The sequence below is a fragment of the Humibacter albus DSM 18994 genome (genome assembly GCF_000421825.1).
Taxonomy (GTDB): domain Bacteria; phylum Actinomycetota; class Actinomycetes; order Actinomycetales; family Microbacteriaceae; genus Humibacter; species Humibacter albus.
This window is the reverse complement of the sequence record NZ_ATXT01000011.1, coordinates 555,976-577,302: the sequence shown is the minus strand read 5'-3', so window position 1 is coordinate 577,302 and position 21,327 is coordinate 555,976. Positions and strand designations below refer to the sequence as shown.

22 protein-coding genes and 2 tRNA genes are annotated in these 21,327 nt (G+C 66.6%); 12 read left to right on the top strand and 12 right to left on the bottom strand.

Going from position 1 to position 21,327, the window contains the following annotated elements; all coding sequences use genetic code 11:
- Positions 1 to 18 precede the first annotated feature (18 nt).
- The 6 genes from H623_RS0104095 to pepN form a co-directional block, all read right to left on the bottom strand.
- The gene (locus tag H623_RS0104095; RefSeq protein ID WP_022899677.1) at positions 19 to 1,698 is read right to left on the bottom strand and encodes an FAD-binding dehydrogenase; all 1,680 of its coding nucleotides are present in this window, start codon (positions 1,696 to 1,698) and stop codon (positions 19 to 21) included.
- Positions 1,699 to 1,831: 133 nt separating this feature from the next.
- Positions 1,832 to 2,269, bottom strand: coding sequence for a globin (locus tag H623_RS0104090; RefSeq protein ID WP_084485625.1), 438 nt, complete (start codon positions 2,267 to 2,269; stop codon positions 1,832 to 1,834).
- A gap of 80 nt (positions 2,270 to 2,349) precedes the next feature.
- Complete coding sequence (locus tag H623_RS17655) at positions 2,350 to 3,570, bottom strand: mechanosensitive ion channel family protein (RefSeq protein ID WP_022899675.1); 1,221 nt, start codon at positions 3,568 to 3,570, stop codon at positions 2,350 to 2,352.
- A gap of 153 nt (positions 3,571 to 3,723) precedes the next feature.
- The gene (locus tag H623_RS0104080; protein WP_022899674.1) at positions 3,724 to 4,587 is read right to left on the bottom strand and encodes an ABC transporter permease; all 864 of its coding nucleotides are present in this window, start codon (positions 4,585 to 4,587) and stop codon (positions 3,724 to 3,726) included.
- On the bottom strand, positions 4,584 to 5,495 hold the full coding sequence (locus tag H623_RS0104075) for an ABC transporter ATP-binding protein (protein WP_026939893.1): 912 nt from the start codon (positions 5,493 to 5,495) through the stop codon (positions 4,584 to 4,586). The genes H623_RS0104080 and H623_RS0104075 overlap by 4 nt, the downstream gene beginning before the upstream one ends.
- 101 nt (positions 5,496 to 5,596) lie before the next feature.
- The gene (gene pepN, locus H623_RS0104070; RefSeq protein ID WP_022899672.1) at positions 5,597 to 8,173 is read right to left on the bottom strand and encodes an aminopeptidase N; all 2,577 of its coding nucleotides are present in this window, start codon (positions 8,171 to 8,173) and stop codon (positions 5,597 to 5,599) included.
- Between the two features lie 159 nt (positions 8,174 to 8,332).
- Between pepN and H623_RS0104065 the strand changes: the two genes are divergently transcribed.
- The 4 genes from H623_RS0104065 to H623_RS0104050 are packed head-to-tail and all read left to right on the top strand — an operon-like array spanning position 8,333 to position 11,240.
- The gene (locus tag H623_RS0104065; RefSeq protein WP_022899671.1) at positions 8,333 to 8,932 is read left to right on the top strand and encodes a mycothiol-dependent nitroreductase Rv2466c family protein; all 600 of its coding nucleotides are present in this window, start codon (positions 8,333 to 8,335) and stop codon (positions 8,930 to 8,932) included.
- 17 nt (positions 8,933 to 8,949) lie between these two features.
- Positions 8,950 to 9,711 (top strand): type I methionyl aminopeptidase, encoded by a 762-nt coding sequence (map, locus tag H623_RS0104060; RefSeq protein ID WP_022899670.1) that lies wholly within the window; start codon positions 8,950 to 8,952, stop codon positions 9,709 to 9,711.
- Between the two features lie 44 nt (positions 9,712 to 9,755).
- The gene (locus tag H623_RS0104055; protein WP_022899669.1) at positions 9,756 to 10,241 is read left to right on the top strand and encodes a ribose-5-phosphate isomerase; all 486 of its coding nucleotides are present in this window, start codon (positions 9,756 to 9,758) and stop codon (positions 10,239 to 10,241) included.
- Between the two features lie 9 nt (positions 10,242 to 10,250).
- The gene (locus tag H623_RS0104050) at positions 10,251 to 11,240 is read left to right on the top strand and encodes an Fpg/Nei family DNA glycosylase (RefSeq protein WP_022899668.1); all 990 of its coding nucleotides are present in this window, start codon (positions 10,251 to 10,253) and stop codon (positions 11,238 to 11,240) included.
- 286 nt (positions 11,241 to 11,526) lie between these two features.
- On the opposite strand, the gene H623_RS0104045 is transcribed toward H623_RS0104050, so the two are convergent.
- From H623_RS0104045 to H623_RS0104025, 5 genes are all read right to left on the bottom strand, one after another.
- Positions 11,527 to 12,012: a Dps family protein gene (locus tag H623_RS0104045; RefSeq protein ID WP_022899667.1), complete on the bottom strand. Its 486-nt coding sequence runs from the start codon at positions 12,010 to 12,012 to the stop codon at positions 11,527 to 11,529.
- Positions 12,013 to 12,155: 143 nt separating this feature from the next.
- Positions 12,156 to 12,752: a tetraspanin family protein gene (locus tag H623_RS0104040; protein ID WP_022899666.1), complete on the bottom strand. Its 597-nt coding sequence runs from the start codon at positions 12,750 to 12,752 to the stop codon at positions 12,156 to 12,158.
- A 93-nt stretch (positions 12,753 to 12,845) separates the two neighbouring features.
- Positions 12,846 to 13,361, bottom strand: coding sequence for a DUF3060 domain-containing protein (locus tag H623_RS20845; RefSeq protein WP_022899665.1), 516 nt, complete (start codon positions 13,359 to 13,361; stop codon positions 12,846 to 12,848).
- A 164-nt stretch (positions 13,362 to 13,525) separates the two neighbouring features.
- On the bottom strand, positions 13,526 to 14,455 hold the full coding sequence (locus H623_RS17645; RefSeq protein ID WP_084485576.1) for a DUF4352 domain-containing protein: 930 nt from the start codon (positions 14,453 to 14,455) through the stop codon (positions 13,526 to 13,528).
- 323 nt (positions 14,456 to 14,778) lie between these two features.
- Positions 14,779 to 14,852: transfer RNA gene (locus tag H623_RS0104025), tRNA-Gly, on the bottom strand.
- A gap of 198 nt (positions 14,853 to 15,050) precedes the next feature.
- Between H623_RS0104025 and H623_RS0104020 the strand changes: the two genes are divergently transcribed.
- The 7 genes from H623_RS0104020 (at position 15,051) to H623_RS0103990 (ending at position 20,626) form a co-directional block, all read left to right on the top strand.
- Positions 15,051 to 15,125: transfer RNA gene (locus H623_RS0104020), tRNA-Pro, on the top strand.
- Between the two features lie 48 nt (positions 15,126 to 15,173).
- A complete protein-coding gene (gene tig, locus H623_RS0104015; protein ID WP_022899663.1) occupies positions 15,174 to 16,601 on the top strand; it encodes a trigger factor in 1,428 nt (475 codons plus the stop codon).
- A 154-nt stretch (positions 16,602 to 16,755) separates the two neighbouring features.
- Positions 16,756 to 17,232 carry a tetratricopeptide repeat protein gene (locus tag H623_RS0104010; RefSeq protein ID WP_022899662.1) on the top strand — a complete coding sequence of 159 codons (477 nt, stop codon included), beginning with the start codon at positions 16,756 to 16,758 and terminating at the stop codon, positions 17,230 to 17,232.
- A gap of 118 nt (positions 17,233 to 17,350) precedes the next feature.
- Positions 17,351 to 17,935, top strand: a complete 585-nt coding sequence (locus H623_RS0104005) for an ATP-dependent Clp protease proteolytic subunit (RefSeq protein ID WP_022899661.1) — start codon at positions 17,351 to 17,353, stop codon at positions 17,933 to 17,935.
- A gap of 29 nt (positions 17,936 to 17,964) precedes the next feature.
- Entirely contained in the window at positions 17,965 to 18,639 is a 675-nt protein-coding gene (locus H623_RS0104000; protein ID WP_022899660.1) for an ATP-dependent Clp protease proteolytic subunit, read from the top strand.
- Between the two features lie 153 nt (positions 18,640 to 18,792).
- Complete coding sequence (clpX, locus tag H623_RS0103995; RefSeq protein WP_022899659.1) at positions 18,793 to 20,073, top strand: ATP-dependent Clp protease ATP-binding subunit ClpX; 1,281 nt, start codon at positions 18,793 to 18,795, stop codon at positions 20,071 to 20,073.
- 139 nt (positions 20,074 to 20,212) lie between these two features.
- Positions 20,213 to 20,626, top strand: a complete 414-nt coding sequence (locus H623_RS0103990) for a four-helix bundle copper-binding protein (protein ID WP_026939891.1) — start codon at positions 20,213 to 20,215, stop codon at positions 20,624 to 20,626.
- 39 nt (positions 20,627 to 20,665) lie between these two features.
- Here H623_RS0103990 and H623_RS0103985 read toward each other — a convergent pair whose 3' ends face one another.
- Complete coding sequence (locus H623_RS0103985) at positions 20,666 to 20,992, bottom strand: hypothetical protein (protein ID WP_022899657.1); 327 nt, start codon at positions 20,990 to 20,992, stop codon at positions 20,666 to 20,668.
- 138 nt (positions 20,993 to 21,130) lie between these two features.
- Between H623_RS0103985 and H623_RS0103980 the strand changes: the two genes are divergently transcribed.
- Positions 21,131 to 21,319 (top strand): hypothetical protein, encoded by a 189-nt coding sequence (locus tag H623_RS0103980; RefSeq protein ID WP_022899656.1) that lies wholly within the window; start codon positions 21,131 to 21,133, stop codon positions 21,317 to 21,319.
- The last annotated feature ends 8 nt before the right edge of the window (positions 21,320 to 21,327 follow it).

Genomic DNA, 21,327 nt, shown 5'->3' with positions numbered 1-21,327 from the left:
GTGGGGCCGGATCGTCCGTCAGTCGATGTCGGCGAGCACGCCGCGAGCTGCCTGGCGGCCGGAGAACAGGCATCCGCCGAGAAAGGTTCCCTCGAGGGATCGGTACCCGTGAACGCCGCCGCCACCGAATCCCGCCACCTCGCCCGCGGCGTAGAGCCCGAGTACCGGTGTGCCGTCGGCGCTCTGTGCCCGCCCCTGCAGGTCCGTCTCGATGCCGCCGAGCGTCTTCCGCGTGAGGATATGCAGTTTGACCGCTATCAGAGGTCCCGACTTCGGATCGAGGAACTTGTGCGGCGCGGCGACCCGGATGAGCTTGTCCCCGCGGTACCGCCGGGCGGACGTGATGGCGCTCAGTTGGGCATCCTTCGAGAAGCCGTTGTCGAGTTCACGGTCGTGTTCGATGATCGCGCGCTCGATCGCCTTCTCGTCGAACGGCACGTCGGCCTTCGCCTGCATGCCGGCGAAGAGCTCGGGCAGGGTGGAAGCGACGACGAAGTCCGCGCCGCGTTGCTTGAACGCCTCGACCGGCCCCGGCGCCCCCGGACGAACCCGCTGCAGCAGAAGCTTCAGGTCCTTGCCCGTCAGGTCGGGGTTCTGCTCGCTGCCCGAGAGCGTGAACTCCTTCTCGAGGATCTTCTGGGTGAGAACGAACCACGAGTAGTCGTGGCCTGTCGACTGCAGGTGCTCCAGCGTGCCGAGTGTGTCGAAGCCGGGAAACAGAGGAGCGGGCAGCCGGTTGCCCTCCGCATCGAACCACAGCGACGACGGCCCGGGCAGAATGCGGATGCCATGATTGCGCCAGACCGGAGACCAGTTCTGGATGCCCTCGGTGTAGTGCCACATGCGGTCCGCGTTGATGACACGGGCACCGGCATCCTGGGCGATCGGAATCATGCGCCCGTCGACGTGGGCGGGAACGCCCGCGAGCATGCGCGTCGGCGGGGTGCCGAGGCGCTCCGGCCAGTTCTGGCGCACGAGCTCGTGGTTTCCGCCGATACCGCCCGAGGTGATCACCACCGCGGGAGAACGGAACTCGAAGTCGCCGAGCACATCACGGTTGCTGGCTACACCGCGTTCCACCTCGTCAGGGGCGAGGATGCTGCCCCGCACGCCGACCACGGCGCCTGCCTCCATCAGCAGACCGTCGACACGATGGCGGTGGGCGAGGGTCGCCTGGCCATCGTGGACGCCCGCGCGGACTCGGCCGATGAACGGCTCGAGGATGCCGGGCCCGGTGCCCCACGTGATGTGAAACCGCGGCACCGAGTTGCCGTGTCCGCCGCTCGTTCCGCTGCCGCGCTCCGCCCAGCCGACGATCGGAAAGAGTTTCACGCCCCTCTGGCGCAGCCAGGAGCGTTTCTCCCCGGCCGCGAACTCGAGGTACGCCTCGGCCCAACGGCGCGGCCACGCGTCCTCGTCGCGATCGAACCCCGCGGTGCCGAACCAGTCCTGGCGCGCGAGCTCGAGGGAGTCATGGATGCCCATGCGTCGCTGTTCCGGCGAATCCACCAGGAACAGCCCGCCGAACGACCAGAACGCCTGCCCGCCCAGGGACTGCGGCGGCTCCTGCTCGAGGATCAGCACCCGCTTGCCTGACTCCAGCAGCTCGGAGGCCGCGACGAGCCCGGCGAGCCCCGCACCGACGACGATCGCGTCGGCATCGCGTACAGAAGCGTCAGGCCGGGGTGTCGGGGGCATCCGGGGTCTCCTTCGATCGGATCGCGTCGAACCAGTATCGCCCGACAGCGCTACGGGAGGCGAGCCGTGAAACGGTACGCCGTGGCCGACGCAGCACCAGTAGCCGACGTAGCACGCCGCGAACGCGGGCGGCCTACTCCTCGAAGGTGTTGACGAGCGCGTGGGCCGCGCGCTCCAGGTACGACCAGAGCGTGGCATCCTGCAACGGCGGCAGCTGCAGCTGGTCGATTGCCGCACGCATGTGGGAGAGCCAGCGATCGCGGGCTTCCGGATTCACCTTGAACGCCTGATGGCGCAAGCGCAGTCGGGGATGCCCGCGTCGTTCGCTGTATGTGGTCGGTCCGCCCCAGTACTGCTCCAGGAACATGCGCAACCGGTCGGAGGCGGGGCCGAGGTCTTGTTCCGGATACATCGGGCGCAGCACCGGATCGTTGGCGACACCGCGATAAAACAGCTCGACGAGCCGCTGGAACGTCTCGTGGCCGCCGATCTGCTCGTAGAAGTTGCCGGTAGCGGACTCGCCGCTCTCGGAGCTTCGTAGCTTAACGGGCGCGGCGACGCGCGGAACCACTCGATCGCTCGTGCCGCGTGTTGCAGTCCGTGCGGCGTCGTCCGCGGTGTCATCCGAGCCCGCGGGAGAGAGGGTGTCGCTCACGATCGTCCTTCGTCGGTGTGGTGGTCGCTCTGCAGTCCGTGCTCACCGGGCGACGGGTTCTTCGGTGCCGTGCTCGCGTCGGGGGCGGACGGCTTCGTGATGGCTTGAGGATGCCGCAAGGTCGCGGGCGCGGAACTCTCGGTCGCCGATCCCGCCGACCCCGCCGGCGCGGCCGGCTCGCGTTTCGACCGTTTGCGCTTGGCCTTCTTGGGATCCTGCGTGGTCACCACCGGGGTGGGGCGGGTACGCGGTGGGTGGGCCCCGGTGATGCTGGCGGCACCGTCGAACCCGGTCAGCACCACGCTGGCGAGTGAGGGGAGGGTCACGTTCATCTCGTCGAGAGCATCCTTGAGGCGCTTGCGCAACTCGCGGGCGACATCGTCCTTCGCGGTCGTGTGCGTCTTCATCACCACACGCAGCACGACGGCGTCGCTGGAGACGGACTCGATTCCCCACAGTTCCGGCTTCTCGACGAAACGGGTGCGCCAGCGCGGCGAGGTGGCCAGCTCCGTCGCGACCTTGAGCATGCGCTCCTGCACCGCTTCGACATCGGCGTCATAGGGGACGGCGAGATCGGTGACCACCCGGGCCCAGCCCTGCGACATGTTGCCGACGCGCAGGATCTCGCCGTTGCGCACGAACCAGAGCGTGCCGTTCACGTCCCGGATCTGCGTGACGCGAATGCCGACCACCTCGACGATCCCGGTCGCGGGACCGAGGTCGACGACATCGCCGACGCCGAGTTGGTCCTCGATCACCATGAAGAGCCCGTTGAGCACATCCTTGACGATGTTCTGTGCGCCGAAACCGAGGCCGGCTCCGAGCGCCGCGGTGAGCAGCGCGAACGAGCTGAGGATGGTGGGGTTGATCGTGGAGACGATCCAGATGATCGCGATGATGACCACGATGACGTTCACGATGTTGCTGAGCACGGTGCCGAGCGTGCGGGTGCGCTGCACGACGCGCACCGCGGCGATGGGAGAAGCCGTGAGTGCCTGCGTGTCGTCGACGTTCTGCTTCTTCTTCACGCCGGAGACGATCCGACGCACGACCCGACGGATCACGAAGCGCATGATCCATGCCACGAGGATGGCGATCGCGATGATCACCGCGACCCTGACCAGCGTCCATCCCGAAGCGACGAGCACGCCGAGGATCCGGCCCCAGAACGTGGGCGACGTCAGATCGGAATCAGTGGGAAACGCGGTGAAATGCATCGTGGTCGAGTTTAGTGAGCGGCCTGGACCGATCCTGGGTGCTGCCTAGGGACGCACATGATGGATGCCTGCGGCCGGCGTCCCCTTCGCCGCCCGCAGGCATCCGCTCACCGGCAGCCGGCGGGTGTCGCCGCCGGTCGCCGGGGTTCTTCGTTACACGTCGCGCCGCTTGATGAGCACGGCGCCGACGATCACCGGGATGACGACCCACAGGGCGAGCACGCCCAGGCCCTGCCACGCATCCAGCGAGATCACACCGGAGGCCGCCGTCGCCGCGTGCTCGGGCTGGAACGCATAGAGCTGGCCGCCGGCCGAAGACGGCAGGAACTGGCCGAGGTTGCTGACCCACTGTGCGTGTGTGAGAGCGCCGGCGAGGTTGATCACCACGGGGAGCACGAGCAGCAGCCCGAGTACGGTGGCGATGCCGCCGCCCGCGTTCCGGATGATGACGCCGGCGGTGTACGCCATCGCAGCGATGAGTGTCAGGTAGCAGGCGGCGCCAAGAAGCGGGTACAGCGTCTGGCCGGCGAAGAGGTCGGTGGTCAGGCCCCGCCCGGAGAAGATCGCCGTGGAGACGAGCGCGGAGAGCGCCAGCGACACTGCGGAGACGACGAACACCACGACGGCGAGCACCAGGAGCTTTCCGAAGTACGCACCGAGACGGCCGGGGGCGGCGGCGAACGTCGAGCGGATCATGCCCGTGCTGTACTCACCGGTGATGACGAGCACGCCCAGCACGGCCGCGACCAACTGTGTGAAGCTGACGCCGACTGTCGCCGCGAGTACCTGCATCTGACGTGCGCCCTCCGCGGGGATCGCGGAGGCGTTCTCGAGGTGGTAGACGCCGGCGACGAGTGTCGAGAAGCCGACGGACAACACGACGACCAGCGCAAGGCACCAGAAGGTGGAGCGCAGGCTGCGCAGCTTGATCCACTCGGAGCGGACGATGCCGCCGAAGCTGAGTCGGACGCCGTCGAGCGGGCTCGTGGCGGGACGGGTTTCGGTCGCCGTGGTCATCGGGCCACCTCCGAGTGGTATTCGACCTCGTCCTGCGTGAGTTCGAGGTAGGCCTCCTCGAGGGAGGCGTCGACGGGAGTCAGTTCGTGCAGCGCGATGCCGGCCAGTGCCGCGGCGTCGCCGATCTGCGCCGCCTGCAGTCCGGCGACCTCGAGGGCGCCGTCATCGAAGGAGGTGACGGTGACATCCGGGCCGGCGAGAGCGGCTGCGAGCTCCGGCGCCCGTGGGGAGCGGACCCGTACGGTGCGGCGGGTGGCACCGGCGATGACGTCGGCGATCGGGGCATCCGCGAGCACTCGGCCTCGCCCGAGAACGATGAGGTGGTCAGCCGTCTGCGCCATCTCGCTCATCAGGTGCGACGAGATGAAGACGGTGCGGCCCTCGGCGGCCAGGTAGCGGCAGAACTCGCGAACCCAGCGAACGCCCTCCGGGTCGAGGCCGTTGACAGGCTCGTCGAGGATGAGCGTGTGCGGGTCGCCGAGCAGTGCGGCCGCGATCCCCAGCCGTTGCCCCATGCCGAGCGAGAAACCCCCGACGCGCTTCTTCGCCACCGACTCGAGGCCGGTCATCGCGATGACCTCGCTGACCCGGCTCTTCGGGATGCCGTGGGTCGCCGCGAGCGCGAGCAGGTGGTTGAACGCGGTGCGGCCGGTGTGCACCGCCTTGGCCTCGAGCAGCGCGCCGACCTCGTGCAGCGGAGCGCGGTGGGCAGCGTACGGCTTGCCGGCCACGAGCGCGCTTCCGGCGTTGGGCTTGTCGAGACCCATGATCATGCGCATGGTCGTCGACTTGCCGGCGCCGTTCGGTCCGAGGAACCCGGTGACGATCCCGGGACGTACGGTGAAGCTGACGTCGTCGACGGCGAGCTTGGGGCCGTACCTCTTGGTGAGGCCTTCTATTTCGATCATGCCCACCACGCTACGGGTGAAGACGGTGCGGGTGCATCCGTCCAGAGGATGAGACGGATGCACCCGCGAGAGTATTCGTTCTGGCTCGCCGCCTCGGCGGGTCAGGCCTGGGCGCGATCTCGCTCCTGGGCTGCCAGGGCGCGCTGCACCGCGGCGAGGTTCTCGGTGACGAGGCGGCGCAGAGCGGCGGGCTCGGGATTCGCGTCCAGCCATTCCCGGGTCGCCGAGGCGAGGCGCGCATCGGCGAGGGGGAACGGGAACATTCCCTCCACGAGGTACTCCGCGATCTTGTAGGTGCGCGAGGCCCACACCGACTGCAGTGCGTCGAAGTACTTCGCGACGTACGGCTCGAGCACTGTCACATCGGCGGCACGCTGGAAGCCGACCCCGGTCATCCGCACGATGGTGTTCGGGAGCTGGTCGGAGTCGAACACGCTCGCCCAGGCGGATGCCTTCCCCTCCGCCGTCGGGATCGCCGCGCGCGCCTGCGCCGCGGCCTGCGCACCGGTGGCCGTGTTGTCGGCGGACAGGGCGCCGTCGATCTCGGACGTTCCGGCGCGACCGCCGGCCACCAGCGAGGTGAGCAGCTCCCACGAGAGGTCGGTGTCGATCGTGAGCCCGTCGAGCGAGACGGAGCCGGCGCGGAGCGCGGCGACCGAGTCGAGCTGCTCGGGCGTCGAGGCCAGCGCGGCGAAGAACTTCACGAACTGGAACTGGGCGTCCGAACCCGGCTCGGCGCCCGAGGCGAGCCGCCACAGCGTGTCGGCCGCCTCGTGCCGCAGAGCCGCGCGTCGTTCCGGTGCCACGTAGGCGTTCACGCTCAGCATCAGCTGGTTGAGCGTCGTGCGCAGCGTCGTCGACTCCGTCTCGGCGCCGATGTTGCCCAGCACGAGGTGCACGTAGTCGCTGGCCGGCGTCTCGGCGTCACGAGTGGCATCCCACACGGAGCCCCAGACCAGCGATCGCGCGAGCGGCGACTGGATATCGGCCAGGTGCTTGACGGCGACAGCGAGCGATGCGCCGTCGAGCCGGATCTTCGCGTACGCGAGATCGTCGTCGTTGATCAGCACGAGGTTGGCGCGCCGAGTCCCGATCAGCTCCGGAACCTCGGTGCGCTCACCGTCCACGTCGAGCTCGAGCCGCTGGTCGCGCACGAGGGCCTGCTTGCCGTCTGCGTTCTCGTGCAGGTTGTAAAGACCGATCGCCAGGCGGTGCGGCCGCAGCGTCGGGTAGTCGGCGGGAGCGCTCTGGAGAACGGCGAACGAGGTGATCATGCCGTCGGCATCCACCGTGATCTCGGGGCGCAGCGTGTTCACGCCCGCGGTCTCCAGCCACAGCTTGGACCACGAGGCGAGATCGCGTCCGCTGGTCGCCTCCAGCTCGACGAGCAGGTCGCGCAACTCGGTGTTGGAGTGCGCGTGCTTCTTGAAGTACTGAGAGACCCCGGCGAGGAAGTCGTCCTGCCCCACCCACGCCACGAGCTGCTTGAGCACCGAGGCGCCCTTGGCGTAAGTGATGCCGTCGAAGTTGACCTGCACGTCCTCCAGGTCGTTGATCGTGGCCACGATCGGATGCGTCGACGGCAGCTGATCCTGTCGGTACGCCCAGCTCTTCTCCATGGCAGCGAACGTCGTCCACGCCTCGTGCCACTCGGTGGCCTCGGCGGTGGCGAGAGTGGAGGCGTACTCGGCGAACGACTCGTTCAGCCACAGGTCGTTCCACCATTTCATGGTGACCAGGTCGCCGAACCACATGTGCGCGAGCTCGTGGAGGATCGTGACGACGCGGCGCTCCTTGATCGCGTCGGTCACCTTGGAACGGAACACGTACGTTTCGGTGAACGTGATCGCGCCCGCGTTCTCCATGGCGCCCGCGTTGAACTCCGGCACGAAGAGCTGGTCGTACTTCGCGAACGGGTAGGGCACGTCGAAGCGTTCCTCGTAGAACGCGAAACCCTCGCGGGTCTTGTCGAAGATGTAGTCGGCATCCATGAACTCCGCCAGCGATGCGCGTGCGTAAACGCCGAGCGGAATGGTGCGGCCGTCGCGGCTCGTGAGCTCCGAGCGCCAGCTCGAATACGGCCCGGCGATGAGGGCGGTGATGTACGACGAAATCATGGGCGTGTCCTCGAACACGGTGGTCTTCACTGCGCCGGACTCGGAGACGGATGCTTCCGGCGAGTTGCTGACGACGGCCCACCCGGCCGGGGTGGTCACCGTGAACCGGAACGTCGCCTTGAGGTCGGGTTGCTCGAAGACGGCGAACATGCGCCGGGAGTCGGGCACCTCGAACTGCGTGTAGAGGTACACCTCGCCGTCGACCGGGTCGACGAAGCGGTGCAGGCCCTCGCCGGTGTTCGTGAAGAGCATGTCGGCATCCACGATCAACTCGTTCTCGTCGTCGAGACCGTCGAGCTGGATGCGCACGCCGTCGCTCACGACGGCGGGGTCGAGCTCGCGACCGTTCAACGTGATCGACCGCACGTTCTTCGTGATGGCGTCGATGAAGGTGGATGAGCCGGCTCGTGCGGAGAATCGCACGGTGCTGCGGCTGTGGAACGTCTCCTCGCGCACCCCGCCCTCCGGCGTGGTGACGTCGATGTCGACCACGTACGAATGGGTCGAGATGAGGGCGGCGCGCTCGGCCGCCTCGATGCGCGTGAGGTTCTCTCCTGGCATGGTTCTCCCTGTGTCTGTGCCGACGCCGTCTCGTGAAAGGCGTCCGACATCCCAGCCTAGGGTGTGGCCGTCCGTACGGGAGGGGTGCCGGGGGAGAGGTGGCGCCTGAGGCTGCCCGCCGACCACAGCAGTCGGGGCGGACGTGCTGAGATGGATGCCATGACCGACGTTGATTTCTGGTTCGACCCCTCCTGCCCGTGGGCCTGGATGACCTCTCGCTGGGTGGACGAGGTCGCCCCGCACCGCGAGCTGAACGTGACCTGGCACATCATGAGCCTGTACGTGCTGAACGAGGATAAGGACGTCTCCGACTCCTACCGCCGGTCTCTTCCGCGCACTCTTCGGTACGCACGCCTCGTGACCGCGGTGGGGGAGCTGCAGGGGCAGGATGCCGTCAAACCGCTCTACGACGCGCTCGGCGCGCGCATCCACGTCGGGCATCGAAAGGATGTCGAGGCCGTGATCGCGGAGGCGCTCGCCGAGCTCGGGTTGCCGGAGGAGTACGCGCGGTACGCCGACTCCGACGAGTTCGACGCACCGCTGCGCGCGAGCCACGCCGACGGCATCCAGCGGGTCGGACAGGACGTCGGGACCCCGGTCATCGCGGTGAACGGCACTGCGTTCTTCGGGCCGGTCATCTCGCCGACGCCCCGCGGTGAGAAGGCGCTGGCCCTGTGGGACGGCATCGTGGCCGCCGCGTCGTACGACGGCTTCTTCGAGCTCAAGCGCAGCCGCACCCGCGAGCCGATCTTCGACTGAGCGGGAACGGCGAACACATGATCGAGGTATTGAGCCACGCCGAGGTGGAGCGTGCGAAAGCGACCGGAGCGCTGGTCGCCGAGATCCTGCGCACCATGCAGTCGCGGGCGACAGTGGGCACCAATCTGCTCGAGATCGACGGCTGGACGTCGCAGCTGATCACGGATGCCGGCGCCGAGTCGTGCTACGTCGACTACGCGCCGTCGTTCGGTCGCGGACCGTTCTCCCACTACATCTGCACGTCTGTCAACGACGCCGTGCTGCACGGGCTGCCTCACGACTACGCGCTGCGCGATGGCGATCTTCTGACGCTCGATCTCGCCGTGTCGCTGAACGGGCTCGTGGCCGACTCCGCCATCAGCTTCGTCGTCGGGAACGCGGCCGCGCCGGACCTCGCGATGATCGACACCACCCGACGCGCGCTCGCCGCAGGCATCGCCGCGGCACAGCCCGGAGGCAAGGTCGGCGACATCTCGGCTGCTGTCGGCGAGGTTCTTCGGGGCGACGGTTATCGGGTGAACATGGAGTTCGGCGGTCACGGTGTCGGAACGACCATGCATCAGGACCCGCACATCGCCAACGACGGTCGTGTCGGCCGTGGCTTCCGGTTGCGGCCGGGACTGCTGTTGGCGATCGAGCCGTGGATCATGGCGGACACCGACGAACTGGTTACCGACGACGATGGCTGGACGCTGCGCAGCGCGACGGGCTCGCGCACGGCGCACAGCGAGCACACGGTGGCGATCACCGAGGACGGCCCGGTCATCCTGACGACGTGAAGCGGAGCGCGTGAAGGACGTCGGCGATCTCTAAAATGAGAGCCATGCGCATCCACATCGGTACCGACCACGCCGGCCTCGAGTTCTCCCAGACTCTGCAGCAGCATCTGCGCGAGCAGGGCCACGAGGTGATCGACCACGGACCGCAAGACTTCGATCCACTGGATGACTATCCCGCCTTCTGCATCAACGCCGCGAAGGGCGTCATCGCAGACCAGGAGGCAGGGGTGCAGGCGCTCGGTGTCGTGTTCGGCGGGTCCGGCAACGGGGAGCAGATCTCGGCGAACAAGGTGCGTGGCATCCGTGCCGCCCTGGTCTGGAACGAGAGCACCGCGCTGCTTGCTCGACAGCACAACGACGCGAACGTGATCGCGATCGGAGCCCGCCAGCACACCGTCGACGAGGCCATTTCGTTCATCGACACGTTCATCGCCGAACCGTTCTCGTTCGAGGAGCGTCACGTGCGACGCATCGCCCAGGTCGCGGAGTTCGAGGCGACCGGCACCATCGTCGGCAAGCACGTCGACTAGGCGGCGCGAATGCCCGAGGGTCACTCCGTACACCGCATCGCCCTGCAGTTCCGGCGCAACTTCGTCGGCCACGCGATCGCGGTCAGCTCGCCGCAGGGGCGTTTCGCCGCGGACGCGGCCCTCATCGACGGCCAGAGAATGGTGGATGCCCGTGCCGTCGGCAAGCAGATGTTCCTCGAGTTCGACAGCGGTCTGTGGCTGCGCGTGCATCTGGGCATCTATGGCGCCTGGGACTTCGCCGGCGAGATCACCGTCGACGACACGATCCGCTCGTCGAATGGCCGCATGGGGCAGACCAACCAGCACGGCACCGACGTCGGGGTGCCCGTGCTGGACTCCCGGGGCGAGGACTCCATCGCGAGCATGGGAGCGCCGAGGCGCGCCCGACTCCGCATGTCGGAGTCCGAGAAGGAGGATGAGACCGACTTCGTCTTCCCGCCGGAACCGGTCGGAGCCGTTCGTGCACGGCTGTTGAGCGAGACGGCGGTCGCGGACTTGCGCGGGCCCACGGCCTGCGAAGTGATCGACGAACAACGGGCATCCGAGGCGATCGCGAAGCTCGGTCCGGACCCCCTCATCGATGACGGGCCGGAGGTCGAGGATCGCGTGGCAGACACGATCACGTCGAAGCAGACGCCGGTCGGCCAACTCCTGATGGATCAGTCGGTGATCAGCGGGATCGGGAACGTGTATCGGGCGGAACTGCTCTACCGGGCACGCCTCAACCCGCACACGCCGGGCAAGAAGGTGCCGCTCGAAGCCGCGAGGGCGCTCTGGCGGGACTGGGCGCACCTGCTCGACGTCGGCGTGCGCACCGGCCAGATGATGACGATGGATGATCTGTCGCCCGAGGACTGGGCGAAGGCGATGGCCAGCCGCGAGGACCGGCACTGGGTCTACAAGCGCGAGGGGCTGCCGTGCCGAGTGTGCGGCACGCACATCGTCATGGAGATGATGGCCTCTCGCAAGCTGTACTGGTGTCCGTACTGCCAGGCCTGATCCGCGCCGTCGGGCCTGATCCGCGCTGTCGGGCCTGATCTTGCTGTCAGGCCTGATCCTCACTGTCGGAACTGATCCTGCATTCTCCTTTGCTGACCCATGCTCACGGCCCACACGCGCCTGCCTGCCGGCGCCTGCGCAGCACTCACCCCCGGCGAGTGCACCCGAACGACTCTGTCCACCCGGCACTGAGGCGGCAATTCGGTGCATTTGGCAGAAGGTGCGGAAAAAAGGAGCGGGGGCTGCGACCGTGTTGGTCGCGGCCCCCGCTCTCGTGGGAGTCGTGCTACTTCGCGATGTGCGCGAAGAGCAGCCAGCGGTCCTTGTCCAGCCCGCGGGCGATCTCGATCGCGACGTCCTGGCTCGACTGGTCCAGCTCGTCCAGCTCGCGCACGGCCGTGTTGACGGCGTCGAGCGCGACGTCGATCTGATTGATCAGCTCGGCGATGGACTTGTCCGACTGCACGAAGCCGTCGCTGAGCGGCTGTGCCTTGGTGTTGGCGGCGACCGTCGCGATGCGCGCATCGATCGGAAGGCCGAGAGCGATGATGCGCTCCGCGGCCGTGTCGGCCCAGTCCTGCACGTGCTCGACGAAGGTGTCGAGAAGTTCGTGCACGCCGATGAAGTTCGCGCCGCGCAGGTTCCAGTGCGCCTGCTTGCCGTTGACCACGAGCGCCTCGAGCTCGATGACCACGGGGGTGAGGAACTGCGCGGTGCCCGCCGCGACGTCGGGGTTCGTGGTGGCCTTCGGGGTGGTGACGGTGTTGCTCATGAATGACGTCCCTTCGCTCGTGGTGACACCTTCAACGCTACGCAGACGCACGCATTCCGCAAGCAAGCACAGGCTGCGCTTACTAAGCCTTGCCTGTCCTCACCGGCAGTGCACGCGGCGATCGTGCGACGTATGGACGCGGCTCAGCCGGCGAGCGCGTTGACGACGAGCAGGACGTTGCCGATCAGGCCGAGCACTCCGAGTGCGATGGATACCCAGGCGACGATCCGTGTCCCGGTGTAGAGGCCGCTGCCGTACCCGCGCACGCGCACGAGCGCCCAGATCGACAGGCCGATGCCGAACACGGAGAGCGGCTCCAGGAGCCACCAGATCCACGCGGTGAGTGACAGCACGAGGCCGATGATCGCGATGATGAGCGATCGTTGCTTGCGCACCAGCTCTTCCTCGGTTGTGCGCCGCTTGCCTTTAGGCGGGTCGTCCGGCCATCCGGACGTCGCGGGCTGGGCGATGCGCTCGCCGTACTGCGGTACGCCGCTCGTCTTGCCCGACGCCTGTTGCGCGACCTGCACGCGCTGCTGCGTGCCCTGGCTCTTCTGGCGGTGCGTCATGAGCGTGACGCGCGCCTCCCCGAGCAACTGCACGTGCGCCTTCTCGCTCTCGGGATCGCCCTGGTGCTCTCCGCTCACGGCCTTGGCCTTAGTGGAGTAGGCCGCGAGAATGTCGGAGGCACTGGCATCCGTCTTGACGTCGAGGATGTCTGCAGCTTCGTCAGGAGTCATGGTCGGCTTTCACGTGTGGTCCGGCATCGGCGCCGTGGTCGGAGTCGCGAGAATGCGAAGGGTTCGCATCGATTCTCGCAAAAGACGGGCCGCTCAGCGAAGCGTGAGAATGTCGTCCTGGCCCGAGACCTGATAGTTGCTCGGTCGCTGACTCGAGCGGACTACGTTGTGATCGCCCTGCACGACCACGGACCCGAGTGCCGGGGCCGAGACCGAGTTGCGCTGCCCGGTGATCTCCATCGAGCCGATCGAGTCCGCCGACAACTGCACGCCGTTGCCCCGAAGCACAGCGGACCGCACTTTGCCGGCCACCGTGATGGTGGCCGACTGACCGTTGACGGCGAGAGCGTCGGTGTGCGCAAGGCGAACGATGTCGCCGTCTCCATTGACCGTGACGGAAGCGCAGTGCCCGGAGACGATGAATGTGTGCGAGTCGCCGTCGAGCTCGATGGATGCTCGCGAATGGCAGGAGTGGTGCCCTCCCGTGGTGAAGCGGACGGCGTCGCTCGTCGTCGGTGTACTGGCTGCGGCGCAACCGCTCAGGGCGAGCACCGCGAGGCCGCCGACCGCGAGGCTGATGGCGCGAAGGTGTGTGGGACGCGACCGCATTGGCCCATCCTGACAGATGAAGATAGACGCTGGTCCGGGAAGTGGGCGGAGGCCCTTGCGCCTGCACGTAGCAACGGGATCGTGCGCGCGAGCAGACGCGACCCGGTGGAAGCCTCCGGTTCGAGGATGGCTCCACCAGGTCGCCTGAGCGGCGGGAGCGCCTGCTAGTGCGTCTTCACGAAGATTTCATTGACGACGATTCCCGGACGGATCCGGATGAGGCCGGAGTCGCCCGTGGGAACCTGGATCACGACATTCCCCGTCGCACTGGCACCGGGGTAGAGTTCCTGACCCCCGAAGGCAGGGTCGGGTCCCATGGCCATCTTGTCGTAGTCGTTGATGACGTTTCCGCTCGCGGTGACGTAAGCAACGCCGACGTACGACGTGTTTCCCGAGTCCTTGCCGGTGTACTTCACCGTGACGTTGATGAGTGCGTACGCGGTTCCTGAGTCGGGTTCATCGTTGAACTCGTTCGCAGCCATCACCTTGTCCGTGGCGTTGAGCTCCACTGAGTTGACCGTCACCGTGTAATCACCGCTCGTGATCTGCGAGCCGATCGCCGCAGGATTGTCACGCGTTCCCACCTTCGCCTCGTTCGATCCGCTGTCGGATTCCGAACTCTTCGCGGCGCTCGATGACTTCGGCTGTGTGACGGAGGTGCCCGAGTCGCCGAACGCATCGTTGAACGATGCTGCCACGACAGCGAAGAAGACCACGAAGCCGATGATCGTCCCGACGACAGAGATGATGAGGGCTGTCAGCGCCAGCGCTTTGCCCTTGCCCTTCAGGAAGAGGGCGACGATCGCGAGGACGAATGCGATCGGAAGTGCAATCCAACCGATGATCAGAGCGCCCGGAATGCACGCGAAAACGAACCCGAACGCGGCGACGACCAGCGCCACGATTCCAAGGACGTTCCGTTGCTTCACGGCGGGTGCGTGCGCGTAAGTGATGGGCTGTCCGGGCGTGAGCACTTGTGTCTGCGGCTGTGGGAGGACGCCCTCGCCCGCCCAATGCTGGCCATCCCAATAGCGCTGGTTGCCCGTTCCGTCGTCGTAATACCCGGGTGGCGCGGGAACCTGGTTGTCACTCATTTGGGTTACCTTTCTGAATGCTCAACAACTGCTGAAGACTGCCTGAGCATAATGGTTACCCGAGCGGGAGGACGCGAATCCGGCCCCAATAGACCTGTTCTGGGGGCGTGCATTGCGGGACTGAGCTGCGATTGGGTCGCCCATCGCGGTTCGACAGCCTATGGCCCGTCTGCTGATCTGCCCGGATACCTTCTCGAGCAACGCACCGACGCGTCGCGGTCTCACTCCCTGAACGTGTGGCAGGGTCACTCTCGGCCCCGAACGATCTTGGGCACGTGCCCGGATCGATCTGGACCGTCTAGTGACGGAACCGAGACATTACTTGGAGGGGATGACGGGAATCGAACCCGCACCATCAGTTTGGAAGACTGAGGCTCTACCATTGAGCTACATCCCCGAGGCGGCGGTGCGCCGCTGTGCAAGTGTAGTGCATGGCAAGCGCCGGTCCGCACTCCCGCACCGAGCCGAAGGTGGCGTTCATCGTCAGCCTGGAACAGGCATCCTCTATCATTCGCTAGACTGTCCGAGGTCATTTCGACTTGCTGATCGCCCTGGCGCGTGCCCGGCCGGTCGGACCTCACGGGTCCACCAGATCCGGGGCGTAGCTCAGCTTGGCTAGAGCGCCCGCTTTGGGAGCGGGAGGCCGCAGGTTCGAATCCTGTCGCCCCGACAAGGTCGACTCTGACCGAACCACTTTCGAACACAGGAGATCTCCCACGTGAAGACCACGGTCGAACAGCTGAGCCCGACTCGCTCGAAGCTCACCATCGCAGTGACCCCCGAGGAGCTGCAGCCCAGCATCAAGCACGCGTACGAGCACATCGCCGACGAGGTGAACGTGCCCGGTTTCCGCAAGGGCAAGGTGCCGCCGCCCATCATCGACCAGCGCGTCGGCAAGGCCGCCGTTCTCGAGCACGCGGTCAACGAGGGTCTCGAAGGCTTCTATCGCACCGCGGTAGAGGAGAACGACGTTCAGCCGGTCGGCCGTCCCGAGGCAGACATCACGGAGTGGCCCAGCGACAAGGACTTCTCCGGCGATCTCGTCGTCGCCATCGAGGTCGACGTGCGCCCCGAAATCACGCTGCCCGACTACGAGGGCCTTGAGCTGACGGTGGAGGCCGCCGAGGTCACCGACGACGACGTCGAGGCCGAGCTGGACCGCCTGCGCAGCCGCTTCGGCACTCTCGTGACAGTCGAGCGTCCGGCGAAGAAGGGTGACTTCGCACAGCTCGACCTTCTCGCCACGATCGGCGACGAGCAGGTCGACACTGCGAGCAACGTCTCGTACGAGGTCGGTTCGGGCGAGCTCATCGACGGCATCGACGAGGCGCTCGACGCGCTCTCGGCGGGCGAGTCGACGACGTTCACCTCGAAGCTGCTCGGCGGTGACCACGAGGGCGAGGACGCCGAGATCAACGTGACGCTGACCGCCGTCAAGGAACGCGAGCTTCCGGATGCCGACGACGACTTCGCCCAGATCTCCAGCGAATTCGACACCATCGGTGAGCTCCGCGAGAGCCTGCGGGGCGAGGCAGCCCGCAGCAAGACGTTCGCTCAGGGCAACGAAGCGCGCAACCTCCTCGTCGACCGTCTGCTCGAACTCACCGAGATCCCGGTCCCGGCCGGCCTCGTCGAAGACGAGGTGCACCGCCACCTCGAGGCCGAGGAACGTCTCGAAGACGACGTGCACCGCGCCGAGGTGACCGAGGCCACCGAGAAGACCTTCCGCACCCAGGTTCTCTTCGACGAGATCGCGAAGAAGGAGAACATCCAGGTCGGACAGGAAGAGCTGAACAACTACCTGGTGCAGGCCGCCGCCCAGTACGGCATGGACCCGAACGAATTCGTGCAGGTTCTCGGCGAGAACGGACAGCTCGGCCAGGTCTTCGGCGAGGTCGCCCGCAACAAGACGATCGCCGTCGTGCTCGGTCGCGCCGTCGTCAAGGACAGCGCCGGCAACCCTGTCGACCTGTCGGAGTTCGCCGCCGTGAGCGAGCCCGCCGCTGAAGAAGGCGCCGAGGCGGAGTCGTCGGAGGCAGAGTCTGCGAACGAGCCGGTCGAGGAGGAGAAGCCGAAGAAGAAGGCATCCTCGCGCAAGAAGGCCGCCGACAAGGGCGACGACGCTGAGGCGAGCGCCGACGAGTAGACACTAGAGTCGTTCGAAGGGGGTGGATGCTTCGGCATCCGCCCCCTTCGTGCATCCGCGCAGGTGCGTCGAGGACGACCGCTCCCGGAGCGCACGGTTCGATGGGGAGCCGGGGCATGCGGTCAGCAGCCGATCAGACGAAGGGCCGAAGACAGTGACCGACTGGGACAGTCAGTTCGATGCGGTCTGGAACGACACGGAACTGAGCGACGACGAGCGCGTGCAGATCATCGACCGGCTCGCCGGGGTGTGGGGCGATAACGCCATCGCGCTGTTCCATCGAGCGGGGGCTCGGGATGCCGCCGGTCGCGAGGCCGACGCGGAGCCGCTTTATCGCCGCGCTCTCCAGCTCGGACTCGACGACGACCATCGGGTGCAGGCGGTCGTGCAGCTGGCAAGCACTCTGCGTAACCTCGGGCGAGTGCACGAAGCCGTCTGGATGCTCGGTGAGGAGTATGCGCATCACCCCACGTCTCCGTATCGCGACTCCGTGGCCGCGTTCTACGCGCTCGCGTTGGTGACCAGCGGGGAGTCCCGGCGCGCGGCATCCGTCGCGCTCGGCGCACTCGCACCGCATCTACCGCTCTACACGACATCGGTCGCCGCCTACGCGCGCGAGATCGCCTTCTGAAGAAGCGCCGCACCCAGCGAGCTTCGGTTCGCCCGCGGCTCTGCCGACGGCGAACAGGCCCGTGCGGCAGCGACCGAGTCGATAGATTCGGAAGCACGTAGGAAGAAGGGGCACGTTCATGGCCGAACCGACACTGCAACCCAGTGTTTTTGACCGACTGCTGAAGGACCGCATCATCTGGCTCGGCTCGGAGGTGCGTGACGACAACGCCAACGAGATCGCGGCCAAACTGCTGCTCTTGGCGGCGGAGGATCCGAAGCGCGACATCTACCTGTACATCAACTCTCCCGGCGGCTCGATCACGGCCGGAATGGCCATCTACGACACCATGCAGTTCGTGCCGAACGACATCGTGACTGTCGGCATCGGCATGGCAGCGTCGATGGGGCAGCTTCTGCTCACCGCAGGCACGAAGGGCAAGCGGTACATCACGCCTAATGCCCGCGTACTGCTGCACCAGCCGCACGGCGGTTTCGGCGGCACGGCCAGCGACATCCAGACGCAGGCGCAGCTCATCCTCGACATGAAGAAGCGGCTCGCCGAGATCACAGCGTCGCAGACGGGCAAGACCGTCGAGCAGATCAACGAAGACGGCGACCGCGACCGCTGGTTCAATGCGCAGGAAGCACTCGAGTACGGGTTCGTGGACCACATCCGTGAATCCGCGACCGACGTGGTCGGCGGCGGCGGAACCCAGGAGTAGGCGAGAGAGAAACGAAGGACACGACACCCATGGAAACCCCGAACTTCTCCGGTCTGGCGGGCCGCGCAGGGCGCATCGCGATGCCCGGCTCCCGCTACATCCTCCCCAGCTTCGAGGAGCGCACGGCCTACGGCTACAAGCGCCAGGACCCCTATGCGAAGCTCTTCGAGGATCGCATCATCTTCCTCGGCGTTCAGGTCGATGACGCGTCGGCGGACGACATCATGGCCCAGCTTCTCGTGCTCGAGAGCCAGGATCCCGACCGCGACATCGTCATGTACATCAACTCGCCCGGTGGCTCGTTCACGGCCATGACCGCGATCTACGACACGATGCAGTACATCCGTCCCGAGATCCAGACCGTGGTGCTGGGACAGGCCGCCTCGGCGGCGGCTGTGCTGACAGCGGCCGGAACGCCGGGCAAGCGCCTGGCACTGCCGAACGCTCGCATCCTCATTCACCAGCCTGCCGTGGGCGAGGCCGGGCAGGGACAGGCATCCGACATCGAGATCCAGGCGAACGAGATCATGCGCATGCGCACGTGGCTGGAAGAGACGCTGTCGCAGCACACCGGCAAGCCCGTGGAGCAGGTGAACAAGGACATCGATCGCGACAAGATCCTCTCGGCGGAGGAAGCGCGCGAATACGGGCTCATCGACCAGGTGTTGACGAGCCGCAAGAGCCTCGCGCTCACCGCGAAGTAACAGGTTCACCACAGGCGCCGGAGGCGGAGAACACGAGCGTTCTCCGCCTCCTTCGTCGTTTCTTTCGAGGCGCGCGACACCGGCCGGAGTGCTTCGCGTCAATGTCGGCACCACACGTTAGGCTCGTAAGAAGCAGCCCACTCGGGAGGTTCCATGGCTCGCATCGGAGAAAGCGCCGACCTGCTCAAGTGCTCATTCTGTGGAAAGAGCCAGAAGCAGGTGCAGCAGCTCATCGCGGGCCCGGGCGTGTACATCTGCGACGAGTGTGTCGAGTTGTGCAACGAGATCATCGAAGAGCGCATGGCGGAGTCCGGTGAAGAGAGCACCGGACAGTTCGACCTGCCGAAGCCGAAAGAGATCTTCGCCTTCCTCGAGGAGTACGTGATCGGTCAGGACGCCGCCAAGAAGGCGTTGTCGGTGGCGGTGTACAACCACTACAAGCGGGTGCGCGCCCGCACTACTCTCGGTCCCGCGGAATCGGTCGGCGAAGACGTCGAGATCGCGAAGTCGAACATCCTTCTCATCGGGCCGACCGGCTGTGGCAAGACCTATCTCGCGCAAACGCTGGCCAAGCGACTCAACGTGCCCTTCGCGTTCGCCGACGCGACGGCGCTCACCGAGGCGGGGTACGTCGGCGAAGACGTGGAGAACATCCTCCTCAAGCTCATCCAGGCCGCTGACTACGACGTGAAGCGCGCCGAGACCGGGATCATCTACATCGACGAGGTCGACAAGATCGCGCGCAAGGCGGAGAACCCCTCCATCACGCGCGACGTCTCGGGCGAGGGCGTGCAGCAGGCGCTGCTGAAAATCCTGGAGGGGACGGTGGCATCCGTTCCTCCGCAGGGCGGGCGCAAGCATCCGCATCAGGAATTCATCCAGATCGACACCACGAACGTGCTGTTCATCGTCGCGGGCGCCTTCGCCGGTCTGGAAGACATCATCTCCTCCCGCGCGGGCAAGAAGGGGATCGGTTTCGGGGCGCCGTTGCACAGCAAGGGCGACGACATCAACCTCTTCAGCGAAGTGCTTCCCGAAGATCTGCACAAGTTCGGTCTGATCCCCGAGTTCATCGGCCGGCTTCCCGTCGTGACGACGGTCACGCAGCTCGACCGCGAGGCGCTCATCCAGATTCTGACAGAACCGAAGAACGCTCTCGTCAAGCAGTATCAGCGCATGTTCGAGCTCGACGGCGTGGAGCTCGAGTTCGACTCCGGTGCGCTGGATGCCATCGCCGACCTCGCCGTTCTCCGTCAGACCGGTGCGCGCGGGCTTCGGGCCATTCTCGAAGAGGTGCTCGGGCCGATCATGTTCGAGGTGCCTTCCAGCGAGGAGGTCGCGCGCGTGGTGGTCACCCGTGAAGCGGTGATCGACAATGCGGCGCCGACGATCGTTCCACACCGGCGGAGCAGGCGCGAAGAGAAGTCCGCGTAGCCGCGGGCGCAGAACGGATTCCGGATCGCTCGGTGGCACAGATGATGCACCGGATCCATGGCCGCCCGGCCGCGGCGAGCGTAGCATCACCCGCGTACACCGAAGACTCGAGATCGGGGGCAGTGCGATGGGCGGCAACATGACGGCCGAGATGATGCAGAACATGTCGATGGATGCGATCGGCATGCCGGCGATGGACACGATGACGATGCAGGAGTGCATCGAGGCGTGTTCCGCGTGCGAGCAAGCCTGCACGATGTGTGCGGACAACAGCATGGCTGACGGCATGATGAAGTGCGCGTCGATGTGCACGGACTGTGCGGATGTCTGCAACACGATGATGCGCATGATGATGCGTCCCACGGGCTTCGACATGGCATCCATGCAAGCGATGCTGCAGGCGTGCATGACCATGTGCGCCGCGTGCTCCGACGAGTGCGGGAATCACTCAGAGATGAGCGAGACCTGCCGCATGTGCGCGATGGCCTGCGATGCCTGCCGTGCGGCGTGCGAGGCGATGCTCACGATGATGCGAGAGACGGAGACCGCCTGACCGCGGTGGTTCCCGCGAAGATCGGGCGTAGCCTGCTGCTCAGGCGCTGAGCACGTTGAAGCGCCGCGAGCCCGCGGCGAGCACGTTGTAGACCGAATGCAGTGCCACCGGGTCGCCCTGCGCCACCGACGTGTCGAGGTCGCCGTGGTTCCAGAGCGCGACGGACGTGCCATCGAGCGTAGCGGCATCCACCCAGCCGTTGTCGCGCACGCCCACGATCACCGCGTCGACCCAGCGGGTCGGGGTGGCCGAAGCCAGGCGCAGTTGCAGCGCGTGCAGGCCGTGGCCCGGGCGGATGTCGGCGCACATCTCGCCGGACTCGCACGCGCATTCGGCGGTCCGATCGAGTTCGGGGAGCTGTGCCATGGCCACTTCCTGGAGGGTTCTGAGATGCCCGTCAGACGACGGGACGACCTGATCACCGTACGAAAAGCGCGGCCTGCTCGCACCTCGGCGCGTCACACGGTGCAACATGGCACGCGATCGGGGCCGTAGGGTGGCCGCATGAGCAATGGACTCGGACCCGGTTCCCTGGGACCGGTCAGCATGAAGAACGGTGAGGGCTCGGTGCCCGGGCTTCCCGCGGCACCGGAGCGATCCCGCGGACGAGCGCGCTGGTTTTGCATCGGTCTAGCGACGGGAGTCGTGGGCACGCTCGTCGTCGTGGTGGTCACCCTCTCGCTCACGCGCTGAGCCGGCAC